We start from the raw sequence: 18,412 nt of genomic DNA, 5'->3' as shown, positions 1-18,412 counted from the left end.
CCCCTGCCACCCCCCCACCCCCCTCACACCGGAGTCACCCCCTCATGCCCGATCGCCGCTTCACGGCAGTGGCCGCCGCCCTCACGGGCCTGCTCCTCCTGGGCTCCACGGCAACGGCACACGCCCACGGCGACACCATCCACCTGACCGTCACGGGCGTGTCCGCCGGCCACCCCGTCACCAGGGCGACCTGGGAGGACGACGGTCACCCCGTCAAAGAGGCAGTCGCCGGAACCCTCACCGCGACCTCGGTCGACGGCACCAGCGTCGGGCCCTGGCGGTTCGTACCCGTAGCCGGCGAGCCCGGAACCTTCACCACCGCCGAGGCACTCCCCGCCGGCCACTGGACCATCACGGCGCAGACGGCCTTCCCGGCGCTCGGCCGCGCCGAGTCCCAAGCCGAAGTGGCCCCCGCGTCGGTTGCCTCCTCGCCACCCGCCGCACAGGCAGTGGCGAAGCCCCACGTGGCGGCAGCCCCTGATACCGAATCCGACGGCGGACCCGGCGCGGGCACCCCGCTTGCCATCGGCGCCGGCGTCCTGTTCGTCGCCATCGCCGGCCTCGCCGTATTCCGACTGCGGCGCCGCAGCCGGATCCGCCCTTCCTGATCAGGACGAACACCCTGATCAAGACAAAGGAACCCCCCATGCACAGATTCCGCAGGACCTCCCGCACACCCGCCCATACACCGCCCGGCAGGCAGGCCCCCGGCAGGCAAGCCCGCAGCAGAACGCTTACGTCCGCAGTGGCCGCCGCCGCCCTGTCCGCCGGCCTCCTGCTGGTCGGTGCCCCGCAAGCCGAGGCCGCCATCACCGGAACAGTCGTCGGCGGCCAGGGCAACTTCACCACCATCAACCAGCGTTCCCTGCCCACCCTGTCCTCCAATGTCACCGGCAGCTCTCCGGTGGGTGACCACATCCCGATGGTCTGCCGGACCACCGGCGACGCCGTGGAGAACAACTCGCGCTGGATCTGGTCCGGGGCCTACTACCTCGCCGACGCGTTCATCCGCGAGGACACCGGCAGCCTGCCGGTGTGCGGCACCACCCGGCCTGCCAGCTGGACGGCCCTCAACATCGGCATGCAGAAGCAGGTCCAGAACCAGTGGTGCTGGGACGCCTCGGGCCTGACCATCGCCAACTACTGGGGATACACCGGCTACACCCAGTACGACTTCTGCCGACTGGCCGCCCAGAACAGCTGGCTGGACTGCAACAACCAGCCCGCCACGCTGGGCGACATGGCCAACGCCCTCAAGAACATGGGCTTTCGCAACAGCGGCACCGACCTGTACCGCAGCGCCTCCTTCAGCGAGACCCAGACCGAGATCGCGAACGGGCGCCCGTTCGCCGTCCGCATCGGCTGGACCTCCGGCGGCGGGCACATGAACGTCATCTACGGCTACGACAGCACCAGCAACATGGTGGCGGTCGGCGACCCCTGGCCCAGTACCCAGACCTACACCTGGTGGAACTACTCCACCTACGCCGGAAACAACTCCTTCCGGTGGACCCATACGCGCACAGGCATCCACGGCTAGGGGAACCGACCATGCACCGTACAACCACACGCGCCGCCACTGTGCTCGCCGCCGCTGCCGCCACCCTGGTCGCGGCCGCTCCCGCGCACGCCGCCGACCGCCCCCCTGCGCCCGCCGCGGCCGACTACACCGCCGCTCAGCAAGTGCTGCGCTCCGGGCAGCTTCACGACACCGTCTCCCGCTTCCTGACCGCCGCCGAGCACCGTACGCAGGTCACAGGCGCGGACGGCGGCACGGCCGGTACTCGACGCGGCCTTGTTCAAGCCCCCACCACCGCACCCGGGTTCGACCTCAAGAAGCCCGTCCCGCTCTACGAACTCGCACCGGAGTTCGTCACCGGTAAGACCAAGCCGACCGCCGCCTCGGCTCTTCGGCTCTCCTACCTCGTCTCCCGGGTCTCCGCGGCCGATGGCCACCAGGCCGCGGTCCTGCTCGCTCAGAAGCAGAGCGGCCACGCCTGGGAGCTGGCGGGGATCCGGGACGGCGACGCGGACATCAGCACCGCCGAGCGGGGGACCGAGCAGGCACAGACCTTCTTGGAGCCTCAGATACACGCCTGGTACCGGGTGACCGACACCGGCACCGTCGAGCCTCTCAACAAGGAGGCCGGTGTGGCACTTCAAGGCAAGCCGCAGGTCAGCCTCAAGGCCTACCAGCAACTCGTCGCCAAGCGCTACAGCGACAAGCTTCCGGGCTCGGCCTACGACCGCAAGGGCCTCGCCGGCGGCTACACCTCTGCCGAAGACCGGCCCGCCACCACGACGGCCGCTGCCGCCAGTACCTCACGTCCCTGGGCCCCCGCCGCCTCCACCGGGGTCGCCCTGTCGGCGGCAGGGGGAGCACTCTTCCACCTGCGCCGCCGACGTCGCTCCGCCTGACCCGCGCGGTCCGGCCCCCTTCGCGGAGGCCGGACCGCCGCTTGGCAACACGACAGCCTGCGCCGTGTGATGAACCACACTGAACCACACCGGGACACGCTGGATACGCAAGTGCAACCCCCCGCAGCGGAGTTCGACCTGTGGCGTCGGCCGGGCGCTGTCCGCCCTGTGAGGTGCGCGCGCGTCCGTTGGGGGAACTGCCCCTCGCCGCGGAGCACCTTCACGAAAGACGGCGTTCGATCGCTTCCGGGACCCGAACAGACGCTGGCGAGGCTCTCATTCCGGAAAATGTGCGGCTCGGGTTCGCTCTCGCGGATATTTTTACGGTGATCCATTGACCGGGGTCACGGCGCCCGGATAGAAAGATCGCGATCAGGATCGCGATCACGAGTCCGGTCCATACAGCCTGCCCGGGGGATTCCGCTTTGCCGCACACAGATGCACTTCGTCCTGCCCGCGTCCTCGTGGTCGAACCCGCCTCCTCCGGGGGTGCCACCCTGATCGGTGTCGCGGCCGAGATGGGACTGCGGGTCGTCGTCGCCAGTGCCGACTCCGGTGACCGTCGGCTCTCCGACGCCGTGCGCGCGGCGGCCGACTCGGTGCTGACGGTGGAGACCAACGACCAGGCCGCCCTCGAAGCGGCCGTACGCGAACTGCACAGCGCCGAGCCGTTCGAGGCGGTGCTGCCGGGCTCCGACATCTATGTGACGGCGACCGCGCGCGTCGCCGCGGCGCTGGACCTTCCCGGACTGCCCGTGGCGACCGTCGACCGGGTCCGCGACAAGAGCGTGATGCGGGCCGCCGTGGCGGAGGCCGGGCTGCGCACTCCGCGCTTCGCCCAGGCCACCTCCGACACCGAACTGCGCGCCGCAGCCGAACGCGTCGGCTTTCCCTGTGTGATGAAGCCGGTCGCCTGCTCCGGCAGCATCCACGTCAGCCGCGCCGACGACCTCGACCAGCTCACCGCGGCGTTCCAGCGGCTCGTGACCGACCCGGAGCCCGACATGGGCAAGCTCCACGAGCACCGGGTGCTCGTCGAGGAGTACGTACAGGGACCCGAGTTCAGCGCCGACGGTTATGTCCTGGAAAGCGGCGAGATCACCGTCGTCGCCCTCAGCCGCACCCTGCTCGGCCCCGAGCCGGACTTCGTGGAGATGGGCCACCTCACCCCCGCCCTAGTCGACGACGCCACCCTGAAGAGCGTCGAGGCGTACGTCGGCGATGTCGTCCGCGCCGTCGGCATCACCAGCGGGCCCTTCCACTGCGAACTGCGCCTGGCCGCCGACGGTCCGGTGCTCATCGAGATCGGTGCCCGGCTGCCGGGCGACCGGATCGTGGAGTTGCTGCGGCTCGTGACCGGCGTCAGCCTGCCCAGGGTGGCCGTCGCCATCGCGCTCGGCGTCGGTCTGGAGGCGGCCGGCGCCTTCGCGCGGCCGCAGGCCGAGAGCGCCGGCATCCGCTTCTTCTCCGCCGCGGGCCGCTCCTCGTACCGGGAGCTCACCGGGTGGCGGGAGCTGGAGGCACTGCCGGACGTCCGCGAGAGCGCCGTGTACTTCGCGCCGGGCGAGAGCATCCCCGGCGTCGAGGACTGCCGCTCGCGCCTCGGTCACGCCCTGTTCACCGCCGACTCGCCGCAGGGCGCCCTCGACCGCTGGCAGGCGCTCGGCGACCTCGTCGTCCCGGCCTGAGCCGGCGGATCCGACCATGAACACACACATACTCGACTACGCGGCCGTCGGTATCGGCCCCGCGAACATGAGCCTCGCCGCGCTCGCGCATCCGGTCGAAGGGCTGCGCGGCGTCCATCTGGAACGCCGGGAGAGCTTCTCCTGGCACCCCGGGCTGCTGCTGCCCGAGGCCACCCTCCAGGTCTCGCTGCTCAAGGACCTGGTGACGCTGGTCGATCCGACCAGTCCCTTCTCGTTCCTGTCATTCCTCGCGAGCGAGGGCCGGCTCTACCGGTTCCTGGCCGCGGACTTCCCGGCCGTCCTGCGTGCCGAGTTCAACCAGTACCTCCAGTGGGTCGCCGGGCGGCTGCCGAGCCTGACGTTCGGGGCGGACGTACACAGCGTGGACTTCCACGACGGCGCCTTCCACCTCCGTACCGCAGAACGCGAAGTGACGGCACGCCACCTCGTTCTCGGTACGGGGCTCACCCCGTCCGTCCCCGAGCCGTTCCGGCCCGTCCTCGGCCCCAGTGTCTTCCACTCCGGGGAGTTCCTGCTGCGGGCCCCCGACGTGACCGGACGGCGGGTCGTCGTGGTCGGCGGCGGCCAGAGCGGCGCGGAGATCGTGCGCCACCTGGCGGCCGGCGGGGCCCCCGAGAGCATCACCTGGGTCAGCCGGCGCTCGTCGTTCCTGCCGATGGACGACTCGCCGTTCGCCAACGACCTCTACTCGCCCGACTACGTACGCCGCTTCCACGCGCTGCCGGCCGACCACAAGGCGCGTCTGCTGGAGCGGCAGAAGTACACCAGCGACGGCATCGACCTCCAAGTCCTCCAGGACATCTACCGGTTGAGCTACCGCGACGAGTTCATCGAGGACAACCCCGGCAGGCTGCGCTTCCTGGCGGACAGTGCCGTCAGCGCGGTCGAGGGCGGCCCCGACGAATGGAAGCTCGTCGTCGAGTCCTCGGCCCCGGACGCCCCCGCCGTGCTCGCCGCCGACATCGTGATCCTGAGCACCGGATACGCCTACGCGCTGCCGGACTTCATGGCGCCGCTGGACGCGCGGCTACGACGGGACGGCGGGATGCTCGTCGTCGGCGACGACTTCTCGGTCGCCTGGGACGGGCCCGCGGAGAACCGGATCTACCTCCAGAACGGCGCCCGGCACTCCTGGGGCGTGGCCGATCCCAATCTCAGTCTGCTCGCCTGGCGCAGCGCGGTCATCCTCAACAGCATGCTCGGTGAGACGAGGTATTCGGTATGACCGCTCATCAGGTCGCGCAGTTCCAGGCCGAGGCGGTCGGTGCCCTGGTCCCCTTCGGTCCGACCGAGGTGGAGCCCGACGGAGTGGTCGTCGCCGAGGCGGACTTCGCCCGTTCGGTCTTCCCCCACGTGCCGTTCAAGACGGCACGCTTCACCGTGCCGCCGGGCGGGACCAGCTCGCCCGACCAGCACGCGGTCCAGGAGATCTGGCTGGTCCACGCCGGATCCGGCACCCTGGAGGTGGACGGCGAACGATCGCTCGTCGGGCCCGGCTCCCTGGTGGGCTTCGCCTCGCGGGCCGTCCACGAGATCTTCGCCGACCAGGGCGAGGAACTGGTCATCTACTCCTTCTGGTGGTCGGCGCCTGATGAGTGAGCGCACCACCGGGACCGATGAGGCGCTCCACTACGACCTGGCCGTGGTCGGCGCGGGCGTGGTCGGCGCGCTCGCCGCGTACTACGCCGTGCGCCGGGACCCGGGCCGCCGCGTCGCCGTGATCACGCACGCCGGGCGGGGGGCGGGAGCGACCCGTCTGTCGGCCGGGTTCGACACACCCACGGGGCACAACCCCGCCCAGCGCGCCCTGGCCGCTCGCAGTACCGTGCTCTTCGACGAGCTCGCCGCCGGACTCGGCGACGCCGGACGCGCGCCGGTCGACGTCCGCTGGCTGGTGGCCCGCGCGAACACGGCCGCGCTCGACGCGACCCTGGCCGCCGGCGGCCGCACCCGCCCGGTCACCGCGGAGCAGCGGGCCCTGCTCGACCGGACGTTTCCCGGGCTCACCCACGGCGACGGCGAAGTCCTGCTGGCCAGCGACCCCATGACGGCGGGTCAGCCGCAGTGGCTCGCCGACCGGCTTCTCGACGAGGTCCTGGGCCACCCGGACACCACCTTCCTGGAGGGCTTCCGGGTCACCGACGTACGCCGTACGGGCGGGCGCGTCGAACTCGTCGCCGCCGACGGCAGCCGGATCACCACCGCCAAGGCGGTCCTCGCGCCCGGGCCCTGGGTCCTCGACGGCCCCGTGGCGGCGGCGGCCCGCGAGCGCGGCGCCCGGGTCAAGAAGGTGGTGGCGTTCCACATCATGACGCCGCCCCCGCCGGGCGCCCCGGCACTGGTCCTGGAGGACGCCGACGCCTTCCTGCTGCCCCACCGCCCCGGCGGCCATTGGATCTTCAGCATCACCTCGCCCGACTGGGACCGAGGCCCCGACGAACCGCTCGCCATCGATGCCCGCGACCGGGAACTCGCCCGCGCCCTGCTGGAGCGGCACGTACCGGGTTTCCTGCCGCACCTGCTCGGCGGCCGGGTCTTCAGCGACTGCTTCACCCCCGGCCATCTGCCGGTCGTCGGCACCGTCGATGACGACGACGTGGTGATGGCCATCGGCGGCTCCGGCTCCGGCTACCGACTCGCCCCGGCCATGGCCGAGGACGCACTGAACCTGCTCGACGGGAGAACGCGAACATGAGCCTGCTGACCGGGGACACCCACACCCCGCGGCACTACCTCCTGGTGCCGCCCGAGGCCACACCCAACGGCCCCCTGCACCTGGGCCACATCGGCGGCCCCTTCCTGTGGTCGGACATGATCGCGCGGCACCTGCGGGTCCGCGGCGACCTGCCGCTGGTGATCACCGGCAGCGATGTGTACGAGTCGTACGTGACGCTCAGGGCGCACGCCGAGGACTCCACGCCCGGCGAGGTCGCCGCCCGTTACGGACAGCGCATCCAGGACGACCTGGCCGCGCTGCGCATCGGCGTCGACGCGTTCATCGTTCCCGATCAGCAGCCCTGGCGCGAGCAGTTCGAGCAGGAGGTCGCCGCCTCCATCGAGCGGCTGACGGCCCGGGGCGCGGTGCTGACGCGCACCGAGCGCGTGCCCCACTGCGCGGCGTCGGACCGCTGGGTGGTGGGCGGCTGGCTCCAGGGCCGCTGCCCTGAGTGCGGCGCGGGCATCGCCAGCTACTTCTGCGAGGAGTGCAGTGCGCACTTCCTGCCCGAGTCGGTCGTCGAGCCGCGCCCCCTGCTCGACGAGGGCCCGCTGACCTGGCGGGAGATCTCCAGCCTCTTCCTGCGGCTGCCGGACCGCGACCTCCTGGACAGCACGCTCGTGGAGCTGGGCGTCGCCGAGCGCTACCGGGCGACCGTGGCGCGCTTCCTGGAGCGCGACGGCCTGACCGTACGGCTGAGCGCCCCGCAGACGTGGGGACTTCCGCTGCCCGAGGCCGAGCCGGACGTGCCGCGCGCCCTCTTCCCGTACGCCGGGATCTTCATGTTCGCCCGCCTCGCCGGCGCCGTCCACGGCCGGCTCTCCGGCACCGGCGTGAACGCCTTCGACCCGGATTCCGGCGTCACCACCATCACCACCCTGGGGATCGACAACGTGATCCCCACCCTGGTCTCGATCGTGGGCACCAGCCTGCTGCACGGCGACATGAAGCCGTACGACCGGTGTCTGATCAACCACTTCTACCAGCTGGCCGGGCGGAAGTTCTCCACCAGCGCCCGGCACGCCATCTGGGCGGCGGACATCGCCGCGTCGCCCGCCATCGGCGTGGACACCGTCCGGTACTACCTCGCCGGGGCCGATCTGGAGTCCGGGGCGGCGAGCTTCGAGACGGCGGACTTCCTCCACACCGCGAACGCCACGCTCGCCGACGGCCTCGGCAAGCAGATCGAAGCCGCCTGGAGCCGGCTGCCCGAGGGGCCGCCGCAGGCGCCCGCCCCGGCCGTCGCCGACCTCCTGGAATCCCTGCTCGCCGAGCAGTCCGCGGCGCTCGACGGCGCCCGTGTCTCGACCCGGCGCGCGGTCGCGGCGCTCGACCGCTGGTGCGCCGACGACGCGGTCGCCCACGCGGCCGAGGACGGCGCCTACTGGTGGCTCAAGGGGCTGTCCCTGCTGGCGTTCCCGGTGATGCCGGACCTCGCCGAGCTCCTCTGGCAGCGCCTCGGCGGCGCCGGAGAGCCCCGCGCGGCGGACTTCCTCGCCAGGACCCCGGCACACCGGGACCGGCCCGCGCCCGGCTTCGGCCGGGTGAGCGCCGCCGACCTCGACGCCTGCCTGCCCGACACCCTGCGACCGGGAGCGGACGCGTGACCGACCGGACCACACCGCTGTACGTCGTCCTCAACCGCTCCGGCGACGAGTTCGGCGAATACCACCGTTTCCTCGACGGCCACCCCTGCCGGATGGTGTACCTCACCACGCCCGGCGGGCTGCCCGCGCTCGACCAGGACGGGGCGACCGAGATCCATGTGCGCGACAGCCTCGCCCACGACGACCTGCTGCCCCTCGTACGGCAGATCGCGGACCGGCACGGCACGCCCGAGGCCGTCTTCGGCCAGTCCGAGTACGACATCCTGACGGCCGCCCGGCTCTCGGCGGCACTCGGCGTCCCCGGCGGTTACGGCCTCGACCTCGTCGAGCGGTTCAAGGACAAGCCCGCCATGAAGAGCGCGGTGGGCGCGGCCGGGCTGCGCGTTCCCCGGTTCCGCAGCCTGGACGACGCGCCCTCGGCGGAGGCGGTCGTCGACGCCCTCGGCGGTGTGCCCCTGGTCCTCAAGCCGCGCGCCGCGGCGGGCTCCCAGGGAGTCACGGTCGTCCACAGCGCCGCCGAACTGCGCGAGGCGCTCCTGGGCGTCGACCCCGAGGCGTACGAGTGCGAGGAGTACGTCGAGGGAGACATCTTCCACGTCGACGGCGTCCGCCGCTCCGGCCGCCTCCACTTCGTCACCGCTTCCCAGTACGTCCACACCTGCCTGGACTACGCACACGGCCGCCCGCTCGGCTCGGTCCTGCTCGACCCGGGCCCCGAGCGCGACGAGCTCACCACGTTCGCCGACCGCTGTCTGCGGGCGCTCGGGCTGCGCGACGGCGCCTTCCACCTGGAGGTGATCCGGCGCCCGGGGGGCGAGCTGGTGTTCCTGGAGGTCGGGCTGCGGCCGGGCGGCGCGCAGGTGCCGTTCCTGCACGTCGACCTCTACGGCATCGACCTGTTCGCCGAGGCGTTCCGGGCGGCCCTGAGCCTGCCCCCGCTGTGGCAGCCGCCGTCCGAACCGGTCGAGCCCCGGGCGGGAGGCTGGCTCATCTACCCCACTCCGCGCGAGCTGCCCGGCCGGGTCGTCGCGCGCACCTCGCCCCGCTCCGCCGTCCCCGAGGTCTACCACGAGGAACTGCCCGCGATCGGCCAGGTCATGACCGGGCCCGGCAGCTACGACGAGGGCTGCGGGATCTTCCGGTTCCGGGGGCGGAGCGCCGCCGGGGTGCGCGCCGCCGTGCACACCGCGATGGAGGTGTACGGGTTGCGGACCGAGCGGGCCGAGACCGTTGAGGCGCATGGCTGAGGCACGCCGGCACGGCGTGCTGCACGCCTGGTTCCAGGAGATCCTCCCGGCTGCCGGGAACGCGCGCCGACTCGGCGTCCTCACCCTCATCCAGTCCCTGGGCCTCGGGGTGTTCCTCACCTCCAGCGCCGTGTTCTTCACCCGGACCATCGGCATTCCCGCCCAGCGCGTGGGCCTCGCCCTGTCGGTCGCCGGGCTCTGCGGTCTGGTCTGCACCGTGCCCATCGGCCGGCTCGCGGACCGGCTCGGCGCGGGCCGGGTGCTCACCGTCAACTTCCTGCTCGCCGCCGCCGGATTCACCGCGTACTGCCTGGTGGACGGCTTCGCCGCGTTCCTCGCGGTCGCCTGCGCCATCGCGGTCCTGGAGACCTCGGCGGGCGCGCTCCAGGCGTCGCTCACCGACGCTCTGGTGGGCGAGGGGGAGCGGGTCAGGGTGAGCGCGCAGATGCGCAGCCTGTTCAACCTGGGCTTCCTCGGCGGCGCCGCGCTGGCCGGAGCCGCCATCGCGGCCGGCACCTCGACCGCCCTGTACGCCACGGTCCTGGCCAACGCCGCCCTGCAGCTGGTCTCCGTCGCCGTGCTGCTCGGGATGCGGCTGCCCGCGGGCGCCAAACCCCGGGCCGCCGCGGCCGAGGCGCCCAGCCGGGTGCTGGCAAGTGCAGCAGTGCGGGACGGGCGCTATGTGGCGGTGGCGCTGGTGTGCGGCGCCCTGGAGCTGTACCACCCGTTGCTGACAGTCGGTCTGCCGCTGTGGATCGTCACCGGCACCGACGCACCCGCGCTGCTGGTGTCGGGGCTGCTGATCCTGGACACCGTCCTGGTGCTGTTGTTCCAGGTCACGGTCAGCAGGGGCGCGCGTACCCCGGCGGGAGCGGCACGTATGCTGCGCTGGGCGGGGTGGGCGCTGGGGGCGTCCTGCCTGGTCTTCGCGGTGAGCGGGGGGCACGGCGCGCTCCTGGACAGCGCGGCCCTGCTGTGCGGCGCGCTGGTGCTCGTCCTCGGCGAGCTGTACCAGGCGTCGGCGAGCTGGGGCCTGTCCTTCGGGCTCGCCCCGGCGGGACGGCAGGGGGAGTACCAGGCGGTGTTCTCCCTGGGGCGCGGGCTCCAGCAGTTCGCCGGGCCGTGGCTGATGACTTCCCTGGTCGTCGGCGCGGCGGCGACCGGCTGGCTGGTCCTCGCGGCGCTCTTCGCCGTGCTCGGGCTCGCCGCGCCGCCGTTGGTGCGCGGCCTGGAGAAAGCCCGCGCACGGACAGAGCCGGCGCCCGCCTGAGCGGACCGTCCGGCGTCCGTCCGGACCACATGTGTCAGTACCCGTACGACCGAAACGAGTAAGCGAGCACCATGACCGTACAGCGACGACACGACCCGGACGAGCGCGGCTTCGCCAGCGACAACTACGCGGGTGCGCACCCCGAGGTCCTCGCGGCGATCGCCCTGGCCAACGGCGGCCACCAGGGCAGCTACGGCGCCGACGTGTACACCGAGCGCCTCCAGGAAGTGGTACGCGGCCACTTCGGCCCCACCGCGCACACGTACCCGGTGTTCAACGGCACCGGCGCGAACGTGTTCGCGCTCCAGGCCATGCTCGACCGCTGGGAGGCCGTGGTCTGCGCCGAGTCGGCGCACATCAACGTCGACGAGGGCGGGGCGCCCGAGAAGGTCGCCGGGATCAAGCTCCTGACGGTGCCCACCTGGGACGGCAAGCTCACCCCCGAGCTGATCGACCGCCAGGCGTGGGGCTTCGAGGACGAGCACCGGGCCCGGCCCAAGGTCGTCTCGATCGCCCAGTCCACCGAGCTCGGCACCTGCTACACGCCGGACGAGATCCGTGCGATCTGCGACCACGCACACGACCTCGGCATGCTCGTCTACCTGGACGGCGCCCGGCTCGCCAACGCCGCCGCCACCCTCGGCGTGCCTCTGCGCGAGATGACCACCGACGCCGGCGTGGACGTCCTCTCGCTCGGCGGCACCAAGAACGGGCTGCTCTTCGGCGAGGCCGTGATCGTGCTCAACGAGGACGCGGTGCGCGGCATGGCCCACCTGCGCAAGTCGAGCATGCAACTGGGCTCCAAGATGCGTTTCCTGTCGGTGCAGTTCGAGGCACTGCTCGGCGGTGACCTCTGGCTGCGCTCGGCGGCCCGCTCCAACGCGATGACCCAGCGGCTGTACGAGGCCGTGCGCGAGCTGCCGGGCCTGGAGATTGCCCGCCCGGTGCAGGCCAACCAGATCTTCGCCGTCCTGCCGCCCGCCGTCACCGAGCGTCTCCAGAAGCGTTTCCGCTTCTACACCTGGGACGAGCAGGCCGGCGAGGTCCGCTGGATGACCTCCTTCGACACCACCGAGGAGGACGTGGACGCGTTCGCGGCGGCCATCGCGGAGGAACTGGCGGCGGAGCGGGGCCAGGGTCCGGCGGGTGCGCTGACCACGGCCGAGCGCGAGGAACTGGTGCAACTGCGCCGCAAAGTCCGCGAGATGGAAGAGACGATGGAAATGCTGGGGAAAGTGGCCGGTTTCTCCGCGGACCGCAAGACGAAGTAGCGAGCGGCAAACGCCCGGGGGGCGGGGGAGCGCCCTGGCCCCCGGGCAGGGGAAGCACGACGGGGCCGTCCGGTTCCAGGTCTCTCTGCCCGGCAGCATGCCCGGTGATCACCTGAGGAGGCGTTCGGGCGCCGTGCGCCTCCGGTGGGCGATCGTCCTCTGCGGGGCAGCGCGGTCCGGCTTGCGGTCGGCGGTGGCGGTTGGCGGCCGACCGGCGGAGCTCCTCCGCCGCCTGCGCCTGCACCTGCACCGGTGCCGGTGCCGGTGCCGGTGCCGGTGGCTGGGGCCCGACAGGTGACCGACCCGTACAGGGTGTCTTGGCGATGTTGCGCCGATGGAGTGGCTCACCGTCGGCGTCAGCCACGTCAGCTCCTGTCTGGCCGGGAGGTGCGGATACAAAGAGGCGATGTACGCGAGCGACGCGACCCCGACTGGGACAGAGCGGATTCTGCGCGAGCTCGAACCGTCGGCGGGACGTCTGCTGGAACAGCACCTGGCGGTGGCGCGCGAGTGGTTTCCCCACCCGTACGTGCCGTGCAGTACGGCGCGGGACTGCGAGAAGCCGCTGAACGGTGCCGACGGGGATCCCCATCAGTCGGCGTGGCCCCGGATCGCGCCGGACGCCCTGCTCCAGACCGGGGTTCCCGGCCCCCGCTGTGAGGGGCGCGGACATCGGCATCTACGACCGCGACGTCCACCACGAGCACGTCGTCAGGCCGCTGGTGCGCGCACTCGGGGAGATGGGCATGCCCGGCCTCGGCCCGGCCGGTGAGCAGACCGGCCCCAGGAACGGCTGGGCCGGCACATGGAGTAGCTGCACCCCCGCCTCTCGCGCCCGCTACCTGCGCCGCCGGATGAACACGCGCTGTCCGGATCGTTCCCAGACCATCGATCAGGAGGTCACGACATGACACAGGTAGCGGCCAACGGCACCCAGCCGGGGCTCCCGGAGCCCCTGGTAGCTCTGCTGACCGAGCAGCTGGGCGTCACGGTGGAGCGGGAACGGCTGACGGCGGCGATGACGTTCCAGGAACTGGGAGTGAGCTCGCTGGCCCTGATGGAAATGGTCGTGGCGGCCGAAGAGCAGTTCGGGGTCGTCCTGCCGGAGGAAGCGATGGAGCTGTCCCCGTCGCACACGCTGGGCGAAGCCGCCCGGCTGTTCGCGTATGCAGGCTGAGGTCGCGGTCACGGGGCTGGGTCTGGTGACTCCCGCCGGGCACACGGCGCAGGCGAACTGGGCGGCTCTGTGCCGGGGTCGCTCCTTGGCCCGCCCCGACCCCGAACTCGCGGGGCTGCCCGTGGACTTCTCGTGCCAGGTAACGGAATTCGACGCCGCCGCCGAGCTCGGCCGGTCTCTTGCCCGCAGGGCGGACCGGTTCGTGCACTTCGCCCTCGTCGCCGCCCGGCGAGCCGTAGCCGACGCACGCCTCGATCCCGCTTCCTGGCCCGCCGAGCGTGTCGGAGTCGTACTCGGGGTCGGATCGAACTGTCTGAGCACCTACGTCACCGAGTTCGGCCATCTCGGCGCGGGCCGCTCCGAGCGGGTCTCACCCCTCGCGCTGCCCCGCAGTGTGCCGAACATGGCAGCCGGTGAGGTGGCGATCGACCTGGGCGCCCAGGGACCGAATTTCACCACGTCAAGCGCCTGTGCCTCGGGTGCGACGGCGATCGGTGTCGCACGGGACCTGCTGCGGTCGGGTACCTGCGACATCGTGCTGGCCGGGGGCAGCGAGTCCGGGCGCTCACGGATGACGGCCACGTGCTTCACCCGGATGCGCGCCCTGTCCCGCCGTCGGGAACGGCCGGAGCTGGCCAGTCGGCCGTTCGACGCGGCACGGGACGGCTTCGTCCTCGGTGAAGGCGCCGCCGTCCTGGTACTGGAACGCCTCGCCCATGCCAGAGGGCGCGGGGCGGCGGTCCAGGCGCTGCTGCGCGGTTACGGAGCCGGATCCGACGCCCGTCACCCGGTGGCCCCGGACCCGACCGGTGCCGGAGCGGCGCGGGCCGTCCGTGCGGCCCTGCGGGACGGTGCGTGTGCGGCGCGGGACGTGGGTCTGGTCAACGCGCACGGCACGTCGACGCCGTTGAGCGACGCTGCCGAGGCGGCCGCCTTGGCGAGCGTGTTCGGGGACAGGGTGCCGCCGGTGACCGCGGCCAAGGGCGTGATCGGTCACGCCCTGGGCGGGGCGGGCGCGATTCAGGCCGCGTACACGGTGTTGGCCTTGCGCCATGGCCTGGTCCCGCCGGTGGCGAACTTCGAGGCGGGGGACGGCGAGCACCGACTGGATGTCGTGGCTGCCCGTCCCCGCCCGGTCAGCGCATCGGCGGGAATCAGCTGTTCCTTCGGCTTCGGTGGGCAAAACGCCGTCCTGCTGTTCAGCACGGCCTGAAACGACAGGAAGGGTGAGAACTGACCATGAAGGAACTACTGGCGCAACCCCCAAAGGCGGCCATCGCACACCACTACGCCAAGGACGCCGAAGGCGCCTTGTGCCCGCCGCACATCATGGCCCTCACCACGGCCTTCCCGCCGCACCAGTACCCCCAGCACGACATCATGGCCACTCTGGCGCGCGACACCCTCATGAACTCCACGACCGGCACCCTGATGCTGCGGAAGATCGAGGCCAACGCGGGCGTGACCACACGCCATCTGGCGGTGCCACTGGACCAACTCGTCGCACTCGCCGACCACGACGACTTCACCCAGACCAACGAGGTATGGCTGAGGACCGCGCTGGACCTCGGCGAGCGAGCCCTCACGGCAGCGCTGAACGCGGCCGGTCTGCAGCCGCGGGACGTCGACGCGGTCATCAGCACCACCGTCACGGGCCTGGCCGTACCCTCACTCGAAGCACGGCTGGCACAACGCATGGGGATGCGGCAGGACGTCAAACGCATCCCCCTGTTCGGCCATGGCTGCGCCGGCGGAGCCGCAGGCCTCGCCCGCCTTCACGACTACCTGTGCGCCCACCCGGGCCAGACCGCGGTCCTGCTCGCGGTGGAACTGTGCTCCCTTGCGTACCAGCAGAAGGACGCGTCGATGGCCAACATCGTCGCCAGCAGCCTGTTCGGCGACGGCGCGGCCGCAGTGGTGGCCGGCGGCGGTCGCCGCGCGAAGGGGCACCAGGGTCCTGAACTGCTGGACAGCTACAGCTGGTTGCTGCCGGACAGCGAAGACGCACTCGGCTGGGAGATCGGCTCTCACGGGTTCCGTATCCGTCTGGCGCCCGAGGTGCCGGAGCTCGCCGAGAAGCACCTGCCCGAGGCCGTGCATGCCTTCCTCGCACAGAACGCGCTGACGACCGACCGGATCGGCAGCTGGATCGTGCACGGTGGCGGCCCGAAGGTGCTGGCCGCGGTGGAGCGCGGCCTCGGGCTGTCCCCGGACGCGACAGCCCTCACCCGCTGCTCTCTGGCGGACAGGGGCAACCTGTCGTCCGTGTCGGTGCTCGATGTGCTGAAGGCCGCGACAGACACCGCTCCCGCACCCGGGACACTGGGCCTGATCGCGGCCATGGGCCCCGGGTTCGCCGTCGAACTCGTCCTCGTCCGCTGGTGACCGAGCTGTCATACGTCAGGAGAGAGGTGCTCCCGTGACGGATGTGAGCGGCGCACGGAATCCTCGGCACGACGGATGGTGTGCAGCAGCGGCCCTTACGAGGTCGGAGCGACGGAGCCGGCATAGGGCCTGTCCCGGGCCTGTCTCCCAACCCGGCTCGTTTGGTCTTGTGGCAAGATCACGGGATGCTACGACTAACCGACTTCATCATCGACTGCCCGGACGCGATGAAGCTGGCAGCCTTCTACTCCGATGTGACGGGGCTGCCGGTCAAGGAGGGCAGTAACGAGAACTGGGCCGGTATCCGGCTCGGTGACATCGAGCTGGCCTTCACCCCCGTGGAGGACTACCGCGCCCCGCAGTGGCCCGACAGTGAGCACCCCAAGCAGTTCCACCTCGACTTCGAAGTCGACGACATCGAGGCTGAACAGCGCCGCGTCCTGGCCCTCGGCGCGAGCCTGAAGCAGGACTGCACCGGCCCCGAAGGCTACGGCTTCCGCGTCTATGTCGACCCCGTCGGCCACCCCTTCTGTCTCTGCCGCAACAAAGGTGTCATCTGGACCGACCAGGGCCCTGTCTGGCCCAAGCGCGGCTAGAGCGTGTCGTGAGTGAGCTGAACGGCGGCGAGTCCTGATCGGGAAGGGGTGAGGTCTCCGGGGCCGGGTTCATCGACGAGGAAGAACCCGGCCCCGGACACCTCGTGGCTGCCTCGGCGGTGAGGCGGCGGTCCGATCCGACCAGCGCACACGGCGCACACGGGGTGAGCCTGGAGCCGAGCCGTTGTTTCCTGCTCCCCGGCGGCGGGGTCGGCCCTCGCAGCCGACCAGGCGGCAGCTCATCGACGGCAACCGATGGAGGGTTCGGGTGGGCTTGCCGTGGCGGGGATGTGCCCCGCATCCCACGGCTCCTGGCAGGCGGTCTACGTGCTGGTCCGGCGCTGGTGGCGCGACGGAGCCTGGACGCATGCCGGACACACTGGCCTGGCCTGGCTGGAGCGAGGTTCGAGTACAAGCTCAGCCGATGGTCCACCGCTGGGTGCGGTCGTTGCGGTCGCACTCGGTCGTCCGGTAGAGCCCGTCGTAAGTCTGGTAGAGGCACAGGCGGGTCGCCGTGTTGCGAAGCATGATGGCACTGGCCGGCGCGGGTTGGATGACCTGCCACAGCTGGTTGCTCCCGCTGTTGCACTCGCCTGTGTAGACGTGCCGCTCCTTATTACTGTCGAGGCAGTCGTCCCATACGTCGTTCTTGAGTGTCGAGGACGTGTTGGTGGTGCCGGTCCACCGCCAGTACTGGACGCCGTAGCTCTTGTCGCAGGCTTGGGCCCAGAGGTGGAAGTAGGCGTTCTCCTCGATGCACTGCTTGTACTCATAGTTCGCGAACCGAGCCCGGGACACCGCGGTTTGGGCGGCGGTAGCCGTGCCCGGCGTGGTGAGGGTCAGCGACAGGGCGAGCCCCACCACCGTCCCGATGACCGACACAACGCGCGTGGTTCTTCTTCCTAAAGCGGACAAGGTCGGTTCCTCTCACTCGCTGCCCGGCTCCTCTGAGTCGACTTGCCACATGGTGGCAGCCGATCGTCGTGATCGGGACCCCTGCGGTGGACCCCATCGCCCGAGCGCGCGAGAGCCGCCTGCTGGAACGCCTGCCGCTCCGATGGGGGGGGCTTGCGTCGCCGTTTGCGGGTGGAGATCTGACGGGGGAGCAGGTCGGGCGGCGGGGCGCGGACACGCGGAACGCTACGCCTGGTACCGCGCTATGGGCGGGACGCAGGCCCCTTCGCCGGCGCCGCGGCCTCGGCGACGATCGCCTGCAGTGCGGCGACATGGCCGTTGAACGCATCCCGCCCGGCGCTCGTGAGCCGGGCGCGGACCTTGCGGCGGCTGCCATCGAGGCGGCGCTCCGTGGCGACGTAACCGGCTTCCTCAAGCGTCGCGAGTTGCTTGGAGAGTGCCGAGTCGGACAGTCCGAGACGGTCCTTGAGGAAGGCGAAGTCCGCCCAGTCGGCCGCAGCCAGGGTCGCCACCAGTGACAGGCGTGTACTCGGGTGGATCAGCTCGTCGAACCGCGCGTCCGTCATGCCCGCACCCAACACCGCAGTACGCGCAGGATCTCCGGTCCACCGAAACCGACGATCGCCGCGACCAGCGCAGCCGCCCACATGGCGGCGTGGTTCGCGCCGTCGGCGTCAAGCGCGAGTGCCGCCAGGACGGTGAGGGCTACGAGGGCGATCAACATGCCGATCACCACCAGAGGGATGCGGCGGCTCGCGATTGCCGCACTGACCTGCAACTGGCCAGTGCGGCGGCGCCCGTTGAGCAGGCCGGACGCGAACGTACCGTGGGCGGCCCCGAAGACCGTGGTCGCGATGCCGGCCACCCACGGCGTAGTCCAGGTGCCGAGCGCGCCCAGCAGTAGCCAGCCGGCTGCCATGGCCCACCAATAGCCGCGGGGCAGGCCAACCTCCTCGGCCACCTTGCCACGGGCGCGCTCGACTGCGTCCAGCGCGGCACGGGCCTGGTCGGAAGCGATGTTCTCCACGATGGACCTCACTTTCCTGTCGGGAAAGTCAGAGTCCCACTTTCCTGACGGGAAAGTCAACGCTTCGACGCCAG

19 protein-coding genes are annotated in these 18,412 nt (G+C 71.4%); 16 read left to right on the top strand and 3 right to left on the bottom strand.

All coding sequences use genetic code 11. The annotated features are described in order from the left end of the window. Positions 1–44: 44 nt before the first annotated feature. The 16 genes from ABZ404_RS25570 to ABZ404_RS25495 all read left to right on the top strand — a co-directional run bounded on the left by ABZ404_RS25570 (position 45) and on the right by ABZ404_RS25495 (position 16,396). Positions 45–608 (top strand): hypothetical protein, encoded by a 564-nt coding sequence (locus ABZ404_RS25570; RefSeq protein ID WP_358837756.1) that lies wholly within the window; start codon positions 45–47, stop codon positions 606–608. A 38-nt stretch (positions 609–646) separates the two neighbouring features. Continuing rightward, on the top strand, positions 647–1,540 hold the full coding sequence (locus tag ABZ404_RS25565) for a papain-like cysteine protease family protein (protein WP_358837755.1): 894 nt from the start codon (positions 647–649) through the stop codon (positions 1,538–1,540). A gap of 11 nt (positions 1,541–1,551) precedes the next feature. Continuing rightward, on the top strand, positions 1,552–2,418 hold the full coding sequence (locus ABZ404_RS25560) for a hypothetical protein (RefSeq protein ID WP_358837754.1): 867 nt from the start codon (positions 1,552–1,554) through the stop codon (positions 2,416–2,418). 425 nt (positions 2,419–2,843) lie between these two features. Next, on the top strand, positions 2,844–4,106 hold the full coding sequence (locus tag ABZ404_RS25555; RefSeq protein WP_358831230.1) for an ATP-grasp domain-containing protein: 1,263 nt from the start codon (positions 2,844–2,846) through the stop codon (positions 4,104–4,106). 16 nt (positions 4,107–4,122) lie between these two features. Beyond that, positions 4,123–5,352 (top strand): SidA/IucD/PvdA family monooxygenase, encoded by a 1,230-nt coding sequence (locus tag ABZ404_RS25550; RefSeq protein ID WP_358831229.1) that lies wholly within the window; start codon positions 4,123–4,125, stop codon positions 5,350–5,352. Then, complete coding sequence (locus ABZ404_RS25545; RefSeq protein WP_358831228.1) at positions 5,349–5,726, top strand: cupin domain-containing protein; 378 nt, start codon at positions 5,349–5,351, stop codon at positions 5,724–5,726. The genes ABZ404_RS25550 and ABZ404_RS25545 overlap by 4 nt, the downstream gene beginning before the upstream one ends. Next, on the top strand, positions 5,719–6,822 hold the full coding sequence (locus ABZ404_RS25540) for an FAD-dependent oxidoreductase (RefSeq protein WP_358831227.1): 1,104 nt from the start codon (positions 5,719–5,721) through the stop codon (positions 6,820–6,822). Before ABZ404_RS25545 ends, ABZ404_RS25540 begins: the two co-directional genes overlap by 8 nt. After that, on the top strand, positions 6,819–8,450 hold the full coding sequence (locus ABZ404_RS25535) for a class I tRNA ligase family protein (protein WP_358831226.1): 1,632 nt from the start codon (positions 6,819–6,821) through the stop codon (positions 8,448–8,450). Before ABZ404_RS25540 ends, ABZ404_RS25535 begins: the two co-directional genes overlap by 4 nt. Beyond that, positions 8,447–9,697: a hypothetical protein gene (locus tag ABZ404_RS25530; protein WP_358831225.1), complete on the top strand. Its 1,251-nt coding sequence runs from the start codon at positions 8,447–8,449 to the stop codon at positions 9,695–9,697. Before ABZ404_RS25535 ends, ABZ404_RS25530 begins: the two co-directional genes overlap by 4 nt. Beyond that, positions 9,690–10,967 (top strand): MFS transporter, encoded by a 1,278-nt coding sequence (locus ABZ404_RS25525; protein WP_358831224.1) that lies wholly within the window; start codon positions 9,690–9,692, stop codon positions 10,965–10,967. The genes ABZ404_RS25530 and ABZ404_RS25525 overlap by 8 nt, the downstream gene beginning before the upstream one ends. Before the next feature lie 71 nt (positions 10,968–11,038). Continuing rightward, positions 11,039–12,238, top strand: a complete 1,200-nt coding sequence (locus ABZ404_RS25520; RefSeq protein WP_358831223.1) for a low specificity L-threonine aldolase — start codon at positions 11,039–11,041, stop codon at positions 12,236–12,238. Between the two features lie 656 nt (positions 12,239–12,894). Then, positions 12,895–13,149: a hypothetical protein gene (locus tag ABZ404_RS25515; protein WP_358831222.1), complete on the top strand. Its 255-nt coding sequence runs from the start codon at positions 12,895–12,897 to the stop codon at positions 13,147–13,149. Further along, the gene (locus ABZ404_RS25510) at positions 13,146–13,415 is read left to right on the top strand and encodes an acyl carrier protein (RefSeq protein WP_358831221.1); all 270 of its coding nucleotides are present in this window, start codon (positions 13,146–13,148) and stop codon (positions 13,413–13,415) included. Before ABZ404_RS25515 ends, ABZ404_RS25510 begins: the two co-directional genes overlap by 4 nt. Next, entirely contained in the window at positions 13,405–14,628 is a 1,224-nt protein-coding gene (locus tag ABZ404_RS25505; protein ID WP_358990913.1) for a beta-ketoacyl-[acyl-carrier-protein] synthase family protein, read from the top strand. Before ABZ404_RS25510 ends, ABZ404_RS25505 begins: the two co-directional genes overlap by 11 nt. 26 nt (positions 14,629–14,654) lie before the next feature. Continuing rightward, positions 14,655–15,800 carry a type III polyketide synthase gene (locus ABZ404_RS25500; protein ID WP_358831219.1) on the top strand — a complete coding sequence of 382 codons (1,146 nt, stop codon included), beginning with the start codon at positions 14,655–14,657 and terminating at the stop codon, positions 15,798–15,800. 185 nt (positions 15,801–15,985) lie between these two features. Then, positions 15,986–16,396: a VOC family protein gene (locus ABZ404_RS25495; RefSeq protein WP_358831218.1), complete on the top strand. Its 411-nt coding sequence runs from the start codon at positions 15,986–15,988 to the stop codon at positions 16,394–16,396. A 417-nt stretch (positions 16,397–16,813) separates the two neighbouring features. Here ABZ404_RS25495 and ABZ404_RS25490 read toward each other — a convergent pair whose 3' ends face one another. From ABZ404_RS25490 to ABZ404_RS25480, 3 genes are all read right to left on the bottom strand, one after another. Beyond that, entirely contained in the window at positions 16,814–17,278 is a 465-nt protein-coding gene (locus ABZ404_RS25490; RefSeq protein WP_358831217.1) for a hypothetical protein, read from the bottom strand. 275 nt (positions 17,279–17,553) lie between these two features. Continuing rightward, the gene (locus tag ABZ404_RS25485; RefSeq protein WP_358831216.1) at positions 17,554–17,877 is read right to left on the bottom strand and encodes a transcriptional regulator; all 324 of its coding nucleotides are present in this window, start codon (positions 17,875–17,877) and stop codon (positions 17,554–17,556) included. Further along, positions 17,874–18,338 carry a hypothetical protein gene (locus tag ABZ404_RS25480; protein ID WP_358831215.1) on the bottom strand — a complete coding sequence of 155 codons (465 nt, stop codon included), beginning with the start codon at positions 18,336–18,338 and terminating at the stop codon, positions 17,874–17,876. Before ABZ404_RS25480 ends, ABZ404_RS25485 begins: the two co-directional genes overlap by 4 nt. Positions 18,339–18,412 lie beyond the last annotated feature (74 nt).

This window comes from Streptomyces sp. NPDC005878 (genome assembly GCF_040629815.1).
GTDB lineage: Bacteria > Actinomycetota > Actinomycetes > Streptomycetales > Streptomycetaceae > Streptomyces.
Note: the sequence above shows the minus strand (reverse complement) of the source record. Positions and strands in the feature narration are given on the sequence as shown.